This is a genomic window from Pseudomonas sp. PDM27 (assembly GCF_019219205.1).
GTDB classification, from domain to species: domain Bacteria; phylum Pseudomonadota; class Gammaproteobacteria; order Pseudomonadales; family Pseudomonadaceae; genus Aquipseudomonas; species Aquipseudomonas laurylsulfatiphila.
Window position 1 is genome coordinate 806494 of sequence record NZ_JAHUWF010000001.1, and the last position, 12751, is coordinate 819244.

The 12751-nt window shown below is 62.8% G+C and carries 8 protein-coding genes; all 8 read left to right on the top strand.

Annotated elements, in window-relative coordinates:
- Position 1 precedes the first annotated feature (1 nt).
- The 8 genes from KW838_RS03595 to KW838_RS03630 all read left to right on the top strand — a co-directional run bounded on the left by KW838_RS03595 (position 2) and on the right by KW838_RS03630 (position 12743).
- The gene (locus KW838_RS03595; protein WP_218500415.1) at positions 2-3931 is read left to right on the top strand and encodes a type VI secretion protein IcmF/TssM N-terminal domain-containing protein; all 3930 of its coding nucleotides are present in this window, start codon (positions 2-4) and stop codon (positions 3929-3931) included.
- A gap of 31 nt (positions 3932-3962) precedes the next feature.
- Positions 3963-4889 carry a type VI secretion system-associated protein TagF gene (gene tagF, locus KW838_RS03600; protein ID WP_218500416.1) on the top strand — a complete coding sequence of 309 codons (927 nt, stop codon included), beginning with the start codon at positions 3963-3965 and terminating at the stop codon, positions 4887-4889.
- Complete coding sequence (gene tssM / locus KW838_RS03605) at positions 4886-7360, top strand: type VI secretion system membrane subunit TssM (RefSeq protein WP_218500417.1); 2475 nt, start codon at positions 4886-4888, stop codon at positions 7358-7360. The genes tagF and tssM overlap by 4 nt, the downstream gene beginning before the upstream one ends.
- Positions 7361-7524: 164 nt before the next feature.
- Positions 7525-8043 carry a type VI secretion system tube protein Hcp gene (locus KW838_RS03610; protein WP_218500418.1) on the top strand — a complete coding sequence of 173 codons (519 nt, stop codon included), beginning with the start codon at positions 7525-7527 and terminating at the stop codon, positions 8041-8043.
- Between the two features lie 94 nt (positions 8044-8137).
- Positions 8138-9235 carry a type VI secretion system protein TssA gene (gene tssA / locus KW838_RS03615; protein WP_218500419.1) on the top strand — a complete coding sequence of 366 codons (1098 nt, stop codon included), beginning with the start codon at positions 8138-8140 and terminating at the stop codon, positions 9233-9235.
- 561 nt (positions 9236-9796) lie between these two features.
- On the top strand, positions 9797-10387 hold the full coding sequence (locus KW838_RS03620; protein ID WP_007978708.1) for an amino acid synthesis family protein: 591 nt from the start codon (positions 9797-9799) through the stop codon (positions 10385-10387).
- Positions 10388-10431: 44 nt separating this feature from the next.
- Positions 10432-11265, top strand: coding sequence for an alpha/beta fold hydrolase (locus KW838_RS03625; protein ID WP_007978706.1), 834 nt, complete (start codon positions 10432-10434; stop codon positions 11263-11265).
- On the top strand, positions 11262-12743 hold the full coding sequence (locus KW838_RS03630) for an aldehyde dehydrogenase (protein ID WP_218500420.1): 1482 nt from the start codon (positions 11262-11264) through the stop codon (positions 12741-12743). Before KW838_RS03625 ends, KW838_RS03630 begins: the two co-directional genes overlap by 4 nt.
- Positions 12744-12751 lie beyond the last annotated feature (8 nt).

Here is a 12751-nt window from a genome sequence, read left to right on the forward strand (position 1 = left end):
CATGAAGACATTATTGCGTTTGTTGAAAAGCTTTTGGTTCCTCGTTCCCGCCCTGTGGCTGGCGAGCCTGGCGGTCTGCTGGTTCGTCGCGCCGCATGTGAGCTGGCTGCGCGGTTATGCGCCGGAGGCGATGGCGATCGTCAGCGCCTTCTACCTGCTGATCATTGTGCTGCGTCAGTACAAGCGTATCCGGGCGGAGCACAACCTTGAAAACCTGGTGCAGATCGAAGTCGATCGCTCGCTCAAGTCCACCGGTGAGTTCCGCGATCAGCAGGTGCTGCGCGAACGTCTCAAGCACGCGATTGCGATGCTGCGCACCGACCGCTCGGCCGGTGGCGGCGGCTCGTCGGCACTTTACGATTTGCCGTGGTACCTGGTCATCGGCATGTCCGCGGCGGGCAAGACCTCGTTGCTGACCCGCTCGGGCCTTTCCGCAAGCATTGCCAGCAGCGCCAACGACACCGAAAGCGGCACCCAGCATTGCGATTGGTACTTCAGCCCCGAGGCCGTGATGATCGATACGGCCGGCCGTTACCTGCGGGACGACCCGTCGGCCAGCGAGTTCGCCGCCTTCCTGCGCATGCTGAAAAAGCAACGCAGCAAGGCCGCCGTCAACGGCCTGGTGCTGGTGGTGAGCCTGCCTGAACTGCTGGCGTGCAGTGCGGCCGAGCGCAACGAACTCGCCGCGCAACTGGTGTCGCGCATCGAGGAGTACAACGCTTGCCTGGACGCCAGTCCACCGATCTACCTGATGCTGAGCAAGACCGATCAACTGCCGGGCTTCAGCCAGGCGTTCGAGGGCCTGGACCTGAACGAACGCCAGCAACCGCTGGGCATGACCTTCGGTTTGTCCGAGATCCGCAACCAGGGTCTGCGCCCGGTGCTGGATGCCAAGCTGGCCAATCTGCACAACCATATTCGCCGTCACGTCGACGCCCAGATGATTGCGCTGGGTGCCGATGCCAACAGCGCACTGCTGAACTTCCCGAACTATTTCGCCGAACTGTCCGGCGTGCTGGAGCAGTTTCTCCAGCACTTCGCCGAGACCGGTCGCAGCGGTGCGCCCCTGTTGCTGCGCGGGCTGTATTTCACCAGCGCCCTGCAGACCGACCAGCAGCTGGGCCAGGTGTATGAAGACGACCTGGCCGAGTCGTTCGCCTTGCAACCGGAACAAGAGCAACCGGAACATGAGCAATCGGAGCCAAGCACCGGCAAGAAAATCAGCGACCGCAGCTATTTCATTACCGATACGTTCCGCCGGGTGATCTTCCCGGATCGCGACCTGACCCTTTATCAGTCGCGCCTTGGCAAGAACACCTCCGTCAGCCCTGCCCTGCTGGGCCTGGCGGTACTGGCCGGCGTCGCGTTCATTGGCTGGCAAGCCCTGTCGTTCCAGAACAACCGTCAGTGGCTGGCCACGTTGCGCGAGCAACTGACCGAGCTGCAACAGTCCCCGGAGCGTGCCGGGTTGCTCGCCTCGGGCCAAGGCCTGGAGCTGTTGCGCGAGCAACTCTCGGTCATCGAGAAGAACCGTGCCAAAGGCGTGCCGTTGCAGCTGGGCGCAGGACTGTATCGCGGTGACGACATCTACCGCGTCGCGCAAGCCGCCTATTTGCAACAACTGCGTACCCAGGCGCTGGAACCCGTCACCTTGCAACTGCAATTGCAGATGCGCGCCTTCAACGAGTTCGCCAAAACCATGGACCCGCAGAACAGCTTTGCCTCGGCGTCGTCCAAGGCCAACGCCGGCAAAGGCCGTGCGCAAGGCCTGAAGCTGCCCACCCGCCTGAACGGCTTGCCGCGCAGTACCGGTGAGGCGGCCAGTCGCCTGAGCGGCTTGCCGCGCAGTACCGGTGAGGCGGCCAGTCGCCTGAGCGGCTCGGCCAAGGGCGCTGCCAACAAGGCACGCAGCGAAGCGCTGGCAGCACTGCGCAACCCGGCCACGGCCAGCGATGCCGCGGATTTGTCGGCGACCACCGGCGGGCTGTCGTTGTCCGAAGAAATGCTCGGGCGCCTGGATGAGCGACAAGTCGCGTCCATCATCGAGTCCTATAACGCACTGAAGCTCTACCTGATGCTGACGCAACCCGGCACCCACCCGGACCCGGAGTTCGTCGGCGCTGCGTTGCCGGTGGCCTGGGCCAATACCGCCAGTGCCGACAATCCTGTCAGCACGGCGGTGATCCAGGACAACTCGCCGGTCTACGTGCAATTGCTCAAGAATGGCCAGGCACCGTCCTTGTCGCGTAACGAGCAACTCATCAGCGAAACCCGCAACAGCCTGAAGTCCTTCATGATTTCCAGCTCGCTGGTGGACCGTGAATACCTGCGCCTGCAACTCGAATCCAGCCGTCAGTTCCCGGCCGTGGGCTTGAGCGACCTGGTGCCGATGCCCGGCCGGCAGTTGCTGTACGGCACCGAGGCGGTGCCGGCGATTTTCACCCGCCAGGGCTGGGAACAGTTCGTCAAGCCTGAGCTGATCAAGCTGGTGTCGGGCAACCTGCAGAACGAATCGGACTGGGTGCTCGACGGCGAAGGCGGCGACAGCATCGTGCAGAAAGCCAATTTCATCCGCGAGTTCATGACGCGCTACAAGCGCGACTACACCCAGGCCTGGTACACCCTGATCGACAGCGTCGGCGTTCGCCATTTCACCGACATGGCCAACGCGACCCAACAGCTGGCCCTGCTCAGCGACGTGCAGAACTCGCCGGTGAAAATCCTCCTGGCGGCGGTCAACGACAACACCCAATGGGATGTCCCGGCCCCCCGCGAAACACTGCCGGCGGGCGTCAAGCCCGATGACGGATTCTGGAGCGGCGTCAGCGGGATTTTCGATGGCAAGAACACGTCGCCCAGCGCGCTGATTTCGCCGTTGCCGGCGGTCGATGACGGCAGCCTGGCGAAGCGCTTCGAGCCGGTGTCGCGGGTTTTCGCCGTGCAAAACGCCGAAGGCGCCGACAGCACGATCATGGACCGCTACCTCGCGGCCTTGCGCAAGCTCAAGGTGCGGATGAACAACATCCAGCGCTCCCAGGACGTTGGCAAGAGCAGCAAGCAGCTGATCAGCGAAACCCTCGAAGGGCTGCCAAGCGAAGTGACCAGCGTGCGCAACTATGTCGAGACCACCGTCGACACCAGCCAGGGTGGCCTGTCCGAATCGTTGCAGGGCCTGTTCAGCCTGCCGATCCAGTTTGCCTGGGAAACCCTGCGCGACCCGGCCGGCCAACAGATTGCCAAGGCCTGGGCACAGCAGATCGCCAAGCCCTGGGAACAGGTCATGGCGCACCGTTACCCGATTGCGCCAGGCAGCCGCAATGAAGCCTCGGTCAAGGACCTGCAGCGTTTCGTCGACCCGGAGTCCGGGCTGCTGCCGAACTTCAAGCGCAACGAAATCGGCAACCTGTCCGGTGGCGAAGGCCTGGGGATGAGCAGCAACAGCAAGGCAACGCCGCTGGTCAACCCGAACATGGTCAACAGCATCGACAAGGCCAGTTCGTTGGGCCAGGTGATCGCCAGCCTGTCGGACCGCGACAACGGCTTCGAGATCATGCTCGAGCCCTCGGCCAACCTGACCGACATCATCTTCACCCTCGATGGCCAGGTGCAGCACTACCGCAACGGCAAGACCAGCTGGAGCCGCTTCTCCTGGCCGGGCACGACCACCACGCCGGGCGCACGCCTGGATGTGGTGACCCTGACTGGCGAACGCATCACGGTGTTCGACTACCCGGGCCGCTGGGGCCTGTTGCGCATGAACGACAGCGCACGGGTCAGCGATCTGGACGGCATCCAGCAACGCTTCAGCTGGAACACCGGCAGTGGCCCGGTCAGCCTCGCCGTGCGCAACTACGGCGGCGTCAAGTTGACCGACCTGGCCAACGTCAAGGCCTTGAGCGCGCTCAACGCCAAAGAAGGTCAAGCGCTGTGAGCCGCCGCACCTTGAACCCGGGATCCGGCCAATGATCGGCTGCTTCGGCAAGGTCCCCGCGAGCCCGGACTTCGTCAGCCTGCAAGGTGCGGGCGACGAGGTCTGCGAGTTCGATAGCTGGCTGCAAGGGGCGCTGGCCGCCCTGCAGCATCGCGAAGACTGGCGGGCGTTGTTCGACGCTTTGCCGGTGTGCTTTTTCAGCTATCGCGCGCGCAACGGCAACTGGCTGCTGGGTGGGTTGATCAGCTCAAGGGATGCGAGTGGCCGACGTTACCCGTTCTTCATTTTCCAGACGCTCAAGGCCAGCGAAGCCGAACCGCTGGTCAATCCGTTCACCCTGGGCGAACTGTTCAGCGGGCAGATCAGGCCGCTGCTGCACATGGCCGTCCAGGGCGAAAGCACTTCGGTGCTGTTCGAGCGCATCAAAGCCCTGCGCCCGTTGCAAGGACAGGACTTCGAGTTGTTCCGGCGCGTGCACGACAAGTTCCTGGTGAACTTCAACCTGGGCGACATCGCCTACGCGCTACAGGGCACCTACCCGGAATTCGTTACCAACGCCGTGCTGACCCGGCTCCAGGCCCTGAAAAAGCACCTCGGTCAGGCCACGCCGATCGGCATCGCCCTGCCCTTGCCGGCGGAACGGGGGTTGAAAAACCCGACCGCCGATTTGTGGGTCACCTGGCTGACGCAAATGACACCCGAACGCGCCGTGCCGCAGATCAACCTGCTGGCGGACGACTTCATGCGCCCCCGGCTGATCTGCTTTGCCTCACGCAATACCAGCGATGCCTATCGCCTGCTGACTGGCATCCATGACCGCTCGCAGAGCTATGACGTGCTGGCGTCATTCGATGCCTTTGACGAGCACCACCGCAAACACGCTTTTCCCGAAATCGACCGCCCTCTGGGTGACGTTATCGACCGTTTTGTCGATGCCCTGGATTCGAAGTCCGTATGAACAAGATCAAGTATTACTTCTTGCGCTATCAGCCCTACATCCTGGGGGTGTGCTTTTTCCTCACGATCTTCGTGGTGTGGGGCATTGGGCGTGCATTCGGCTTCAGTTCGCTCAACAGCCTGTTGACCGGCATCGGTGTGTTCCTGGGTCTGTCCGCCGGCTATGTGCTGCTGCTTTATCGCGGCGTGTCCCGGCATCACAACCTCGAAGGACTGCTGCGCGAGGATGCCGACCAGGCCGTATTGAACGCGAGCCCGGCGGATCGCGAAGAGGTCAGCCTGCTGCGCGAGCGCCTGTTGCAGAGCATCGAGCGTTTGCACAGCAACAAGCCTCGGGGCAGCAACCCCAAGGATGCGCTGTATGCCCTGCCCTGGTACCTGGTGGTCGGCCAGCCCGCGGCAGGCAAGAGCACCATGCTCTACCAGTCGGGGCTCAATTTCCCTTACGCCGAGCGCGAAGGCGTGCGGGTCGCAGGTCTGGGGGGCACGCGCAATTGCGACTGGTTCTTCAGCTCCGAGGCCGTGCTTCTGGACACCGCCGGGCGCTACATGAACAACCAGGAAGAAGCCGGCAAATGGCGCGCGTTCCTGCAACTGCTGCGCCAGCATCGCCAGCGCCGGCCACTCAATGGCCTGATCGTCACGGTGAGCATCCACGACATCCTGCAAGCCTCGCTCGAAGATCAGGAGCGCATCGCCAAGCGCCTGCGTGAACGCATCCAGGAAACCCATGCCTTGCTGGAAGTGCGCCTGCCGGTCTACCTGGTGTTCACCAAGTGCGACCTGGTGCCGGGCTTCGCGCCCTTCTATCGCCAACTGGACGAGACCGCCCGCGGCGAAGTGATGGGCAAGACCTTTTCCCACAAAGGCTATGAACAGGCCGACTGGGGACAGCGCTTCGGCGTCGCGATGGACGAACTGGTCAGCTATTGGCAACAGGTGGCGAGCCAGCAACTGGTCACGCAGGACATCCAGATCACCCGGCAGGATTCGGCGGTGTACCGGTTCCCGCTGGAACTGGCGGCCCTCAAGCCCCGGCTTCAACTGTTCGTCGATGCCCTGCTGCGCGCCAACCCTTACCAAAGTGCGGAGCTGCTGCGCGGCTTCTATTTCACCAGCGCCCTCGATGCCGACCAGCCGGAACTGGGCGGCCATGCACGGCAGGTGACAGAGCGTTTCTCGCTGGAAGGTGACCGGGAGATCGCCGACGGCAATGCGCAGCCGCGACCGTTGTTCATCAACAGTCTGTTCCGCAAGGTCATCATTCCCGACCAGCACCTGGTGGCGCTGTACACCACCAACCACCGCGAGCGTCGGCGCAGGGCAGCCTGGATCGGCGGTGCCGGACTGGTCGCTGCATTGCTGTGCAGCCTGTTGGGCTGGTCGTACGTCAACAACAAGAACACCCTGCAGAGCCTGTCCACAGAACTGACCCAGGCCGCCGCCGACGATCAATCGGCCACCGGGCAGTACACCGCCTGGCAAACCCTGGATCGCCTGCGGTTCTGGACTGCGCACTACTACGCGCAACACCACGATCAGGGCGTGCCGCTGCGCCTGCGCCTGGGGCTCTATCAAGGGCACAAGGTAGAGCCACTGGTGCGCAGCCACTATTTCGACCGCTTGGAAAGCGTGATGCTCAAGCCCACGGCCGACAACCTGACCCGCTCGTTGTATTTGCTGACCACCCTCAAGGTCTATCAGCGCAACGCCAAAGAGTTGATGCCCGTGACCGGTGTGGACAGCGTCGAACCCAAGGCGCTGCCCAATGACAACCGGGCGCAGTCCATCGCCGGTTTCGGCAAGGCGACGCTGGACACCTACGTCATGCTGTCGCGCGCCCAGCGTGAGAAGGCCGACCCCGGGTTCCTGAAAGCGAAAATCCCGGATTACTGGTACCCGGCGATTGCCCGTCAGGTCGGCAACGCCAGCGTCGCCGCCTCGGACTATGAGTTCGCCAGCCGCCAGATCAACTTCTACAGCGACCAGATCCACGAACCGGACGTGCCGCAGATCCTCGACAACGCGTTCCTGATCTCCAGCTCGCGCAACTACATCAACAGCCTGCTGACCCAGTCGTTGCGCTCGATCGAAACCATCACGCTGGAGTCGGACACCCTGTTCGCCTTCGCCCGTGCGGATTTCCAGAGCCTGAAGACTGAAGGGCAAAGCCAGCTGAGTGCGATCGCCGGCAAGCTGCTCAGCACCCCCAACATCGGAAAAATCATCATCGCCGGGCACGCCGATCAACTCGGCGATCCCCAGGGCAACCTGCAGGTGTCCAGACAGCGGGCGCAAACCATCAAGACCTACCTGGTGGGCAAAGGCGTGCCCGGCGAGCTGGTGGAAGCGATCGGCGAAGGCAGCACCAAGCCTCTGGTCAAGTGCGACATGCAGCAACCCAGGGCCCAGCTGATTCACTGCCTGGAGCCTAACCGGCGAGTAGAGATCGAAGTGCGGGCACTCAACTGAGCAAAGCGCGCCTTGTGAAGAATTACCGGCATCCGGGTCATCTCGACGAGAGGCCCGGGCTGGCATAAGACACCTCTCTTGATCGTTTCAAAGAGGTTAAAGCGAAGGGCTGTGACTTGCGCGCAAGTCGTCTCCCTTTAAATGAAGGTAAGGAGAAAATAGAAATGGCATTTGACGCATACATCAAGATCGACGGCATTCCAGGTGAAGTTCTGGACGAAAAACACAAGGACTGGATCGAAGTGCTGGGCTACGAGTACGGCGCCACCCAAGCGACTTCCGCGACGGCCAGCTCGTCGGGTGGTGCTTCGTCGGAACGCGCATCGTTGAGCGACTTCAAAATCCGCAAAGCCGTGGACAAGGCCTCTGCCAAGCTGTTCGAACACTGCTGCAACGGCAAGCACATTAAAAATATCCAACTGAACGTGAACCGCGCCGGTGGCGACAAGGTGACCTACCTGACCATCAACCTGGAAGAAGTCATCGTGTCTTCCGTGAGAGCGATCGCCGGCGGCAGCCAGGACGGTGAAGACAAAGCCGTTGGCGATCTGCCGATCGAAGAAATCAGCTTCAACTTCTCTCGCATCAAGACCACCTACACCCAGCAGAGCCGTGCAGATGGCCAGGGCGGCGGCAACGTCACCGGTGGCTGGGACCGCACCGCGAACAAGGTTTACGCATAACACCGTGGTAACGACGGGCCGTGCAAGCGGCTCGTTTTCAGCACCGTGCCTGCCCGGCGGGCACGGTGTTCTTTTAGCCTGATCAGAGTTTCCCATGTCTGAATTTCTCAACGACCTTTCGCTGGCCGAACTGACAGCGCCCATCAACGAGGGGAGCGGCGAAGACCTGAGCTTTTCCACCTTGTTCGATCAGGTGAAAGAAGCACGGCGAGCAGACCCCGACTACCTGACCCAGGGTGACTGGCAAACCGACCTGAAGTCATCCGACTGGGACCTGACCCTCACCCTGGCTGCACAGGGCCTGGCTCGACAGAGCAAGGACCTGATGCTCGTCGCCTGGCTCAGCGAAGCCCTGGCGCACAAGCACCATTTCACAGGTATCACCTTCGGCCTGACCCTGGCCGAACGTATACTGGACAATTTCTGGACCGACCTCTTCCCGTCCCTCGAGGATGGGGTCGATGAACGCGCTGCCCGCCTGGCATGGATGAAAACGTCGCTGGCGGAGGTCGTGGGCGGACTGCCCATCACCCAGGGCCAACAGTACGGCCTGCTGCGCTATGACGAATCCCGGCACGTGGAAAACCTTGGGTTGCAGAACCCCCAGGCCATGCGTGCCGCCCTCGACGAAGGCAAGATCAACGCCGAGGTGTTCCAGCGTTCGGTGGTGCTGACCGACTCCGATCACCTGCGCCTGAAGGCCGGCGAAATAGCCGCCAGCCTCAACGCATGCCAACGGCTGCAGAACACCGCCGACAGGCTGTTCGGCCATGACGCGCCGAGTTTTGCCGGGCTCCACGACGTGTTGTCCCGCGCCGGCCAACTGGCCGAGAAGCTGCTCAAGGATCGCGGCATCGAACTGAACCCGGCCGCTGCCGCGCCCATCCCGGCCGTTTCCGAAAGCGCTGGCGCACAACCCACAGGTGCTGCAATGACCCAGACCCGGCAAGACCTTCCAGTCGCACCGCTGCGCACCACGCCACAGACCCGCGACGAGGCGTTCACCCTGCTGGCGGGAATCGCGCAATTCTTCAAGCAGACCGAGCCCCAGAGCCCTGTCCCCTACCTGATCGAACGCGCGATCAAATGGGGCAACATGCCGCTCGAGGGTTGGCTCAATGATGTGATCAAGGACAGCAATGTGGTGGACAACATCCGTGATGTGCTGGGGACCAAGGAAGCGAAGTCCTGACGACCATCAAGCAACGTCACTCCCTCCTCCTAAGATAACCCTGTGGCGAGGGAGCTTGTCGGATCGCCGCACCGTCCCGCTGGACTGCACAGCAGTCCCTTTTTTTGGTTGTTCACGTAATTCCGGGTAGCACCGATAACGGCAGGAGCCGGCTTGCTGGCGATGGCGGGCTGGCGGATTTTGTTGGTGGTGCACGCGTTCCCCTGTAGGAGCTGCCGAAGGCTGCGATCTTTTGATCTTGATCTTCAGCAATCTCCAGATCGCAGAAGCAAAATCAAGATCAAAAGATCGCAGCCTTCGGCAGCTCCTACAGATCTGTTTTCCCCCCGGGGATTCCGGCAGCTTCGCACTGGAGCGCCCCGCGGGAGCAAGCTCCCTCGCCTTCCTGAACAAAACTCCCCCCAAGGCGACGTAACCCCGTGCCTGCCGTTTGTCCGCTGCGACCGACGGCGCACACTTTTGCACGCCATCCAGCCAGAAACTCCGTTCAGGGACTTGTGCTATCGGTATTATGGTATACCATCAGACGCACAGACACCCAAAACCTCCACGGAGCAGCTCATGAGTTTCGAAATCCGCAAGATCGTCAGCTATGTCGAAGAAACCTTTATTGAAGGCGGCAAAGCCACCGATAAGCCCGTGACCATGGTCGGTCTGGCCGTGGTGATGAAAAACCCCTGGCTGGGCAACGGTTTCGTCGAAGACCTGAAACCACAGATCCGCGCCAACTGCTCCGACCTCGGCGCACTGATGGTCGAGCGCCTGGTGGGCATCATCGGCGGTGCCGAGAAGATCGAGGCTTACGGCAAGGCTGCGGTGGTCGGTGCCGATGGCGAAATCGAGCACGCTTCGGCGGTGATCCACACCCTGCGTTTCGGCAACCACTACCGCGAAGCGGTCAAGGCCAAGAGCTACCTGAGCTTCACCAACAAGCGCGGCGGCCCGGGCACCTCGATCCAGATCCCGATGATGCACAAGGACGACGAAGGCCTGCGTTCGCACTACATCACCCTGGAAATGCAGATCGAAGACGCCCCGCGTGCCGACGAAATCGTCGTGGTCCTGGGTTGCGCCGACGGCGGCCGCCTGCATCCGCGCATCGGCAACCGCTACATCGACCTGGAAGAACTGGCCGCCGAAAAAGCCCAGTAACCGGCCGGTAGAACGACAACAAGAAGGCATTGCAGGAGCGCTCCATGATTCGGCTCACCGCTGAACTCACCCCGGCTGGCACCAGTTACCTGGCGACCGGCCAAGGCCAGCCCGTGGTCTTGATCCACGGCGTGGGCCTGAACAAAGAAATGTGGGGCGGCCAGATCGTTGGCCTGGCCACGAAGTACCGCGTCATCGCCTACGACATGCTCGGCCATGGCGCCAGTCCGCGGCCAGAGAGTGGCACACCGCTGCTCGGCTATGCCGACCAGTTGCTGGAGCTGCTCGACCACCTGCAATTGCCCAAGGCAACGGTGATCGGTTTTTCCATGGGCGGGCTGGTGGCGCGGGCGTTTGCCCTGCACTACGCGCAACGCCTGGAAGGCCTGGTGGTGCTCAACAGTGTGTTCAACCGCAGCGCCGAACAGCGCGCCGGGGTCATCGCCCGCACCAGCCAGGCTGCCGAACACGGGCCGGACGCCAACGCCGAAGCGGCACTGTCGCGCTGGTTCAGCCGCGAATACCAGGCCGCGAACCCGGCGCAGATCGCCGCGATCCGCCAGACCCTGGCCGGCAATGACCCGCAGGGTTACCTGACCACCTATGAACTGTTCGCCACCCAGGACATGTACCGCGCCGACGACCTGGGCAGCATCCGCGTGCCGACACTGATCGCCACCGGCGAACTGGACCCCGGCTCGACCCCGGAAATGGCCCGGCAACTGGCCGAACGCATTCCCGGTGCGACCGTTGCCGTGCTCGCCGAGCAACGGCATATGATGCCCGTAGAATCGCCGCGCCTGGTCAACCAGCTGTTGCTGGAGTTTCTGCAGGCCGCGCACTCCCAACAAAACCAGATCAAGGGGATCGTTGCATGACACTCGCACGCTTCCAGATGTGCATCGGCGGTGAATGGGTCGATGCCCTGTCCGGCAAGACCTTCGAAAGCCTCAACCCGGCGCTGGCCGAACCTTGGGCCGAATTGCCCGATGCCGACGAAGCTGATGTCGAGCGCGCCGTACAAGCCGCGCAGACCGCTTTCGACAGCCCGGCCTGGCGCGGCTTGACCGCCACCGCGCGCGGCAAACTGCTGCGACGCCTGGGCGACCTGATCGCCGAAAACAAGGAACAACTGGCGCAGCTGGAAAGCCGCGACAACGGCAAGCTGATCCGCGAAACCCGTGGCCAGGTGGGTTATCTGCCGGAGTTCTTCCACTACACCGCAGGCCTGGCCGACAAGCTCGAAGGCGGCACCCTGCCGCTGGACAAGCCGGACCTGTTTGCCTACACCGTGCACGAAGCCATGGGCGTGGTTGCCGCGATCATCCCGTGGAACAGCCCGCTGTACCTGACCGCGATCAAACTCGCCCCGGCCCTCGCCGCGGGCAACACCATCGTGATCAAGCCGTCGGAGCACGCCTCGGCGACCATCCTCGAACTGGCGCGCCTGGCCCTGGAAGCCGAGATTCCGCCGGGGGTGGTCAACGTCGTCACCGGTTATGGCCCGAGCACCGGTGCCGCCCTCACCCGCCATCCGCTGGTGCGCAAGATCGCCTTCACCGGCGGCGCGGCCACGGCGCGGCATGTGGTGCGCAGCAGTGCGGAGAACTTCGCCAAGCTGTCCCTGGAACTGGGCGGCAAATCGCCGAACATCATCTTCGCCGACGCCGACCTCGACAGCGCGATCAACGGCGCCATCGCCGGGATTTATGCCGCTTCCGGGCAGAGCTGCGTCTCCGGTTCGCGCCTGCTGGTGCAGGACGAAATCTACGACGAGTTCGTCGGTCGCCTGGTGGAACGCGCCCAGCGCATTCGCATCGGCAACCCCCAGGAAGACAGCAGCGAAATGGGCCCGATGGCCACCGCGCAGCAACTGGCGGTGGTCGAAGGCCTGGTGGCCGATGCCATCGCCGAAGGTGCGCGCCTGCGCCTGGGTGGCAAGCGTCCTGAGAATCTGGGCGATGGCTGGTTCTACGAACCGACGCTGTTCGAGTGCGACCGCAACTCGATGAAGATCATGCAGGAAGAAGTCTTTGGCCCGGTGGCCTCGGTCATCCGTTTCAAAGACGAAGCCGAAGCCCTGGCGATCGCCAACGACTCACAGTTCGGCCTCGCCGCCGGCATCTGGACCCGCGACCTGGGCCGTGCCCACCGCCTGGCCCGGGACGTGCGTTCGGGGATCATCTGGGTCAACACCTACCGCGCGGTCTCGGCCATGGCGCCGATCGGCGGTTTCAAGAACAGTGGTTATGGACGCGAAAGCGGCATCGATTCGGTGCTGGCCTACACCGAGCTGAAAACGGTGTGGATCAACCTGTCCCAGGCACCGATGCCTGATCCCTTCGTGATGCGCTAGGAGTCCTG

Excerpts from the sequence above, each read along its gene's own strand:
- tssM (WP_218500417.1), top strand. The coding sequence starts at position 4,886 with ATGAACAAGATCAAGTATTACTTCTTGCGCTATCAGCCCTACATCCTG.
- KW838_RS03625 (WP_007978706.1), top strand. The coding sequence starts at position 10,432 with ATGATTCGGCTCACCGCTGAACTCACCCCGGCTGGCACCAGTTACCTG.
- tagF (WP_218500416.1), top strand. The coding sequence starts at position 3,963 with ATGATCGGCTGCTTCGGCAAGGTCCCCGCGAGCCCGGACTTCGTCAGC.
- KW838_RS03610 (WP_218500418.1), top strand. The coding sequence starts at position 7,525 with ATGGCATTTGACGCATACATCAAGATCGACGGCATTCCAGGTGAAGTT.
- KW838_RS03630 (WP_218500420.1), top strand. The coding sequence starts at position 11,262 with ATGACACTCGCACGCTTCCAGATGTGCATCGGCGGTGAATGGGTCGAT.
- tssA (WP_218500419.1), top strand. The coding sequence starts at position 8,138 with ATGTCTGAATTTCTCAACGACCTTTCGCTGGCCGAACTGACAGCGCCC.
- KW838_RS03620 (WP_007978708.1), top strand. The coding sequence starts at position 9,797 with ATGAGTTTCGAAATCCGCAAGATCGTCAGCTATGTCGAAGAAACCTTT.
- KW838_RS03595 (WP_218500415.1), top strand. The coding sequence starts at position 2 with ATGAAGACATTATTGCGTTTGTTGAAAAGCTTTTGGTTCCTCGTTCCC.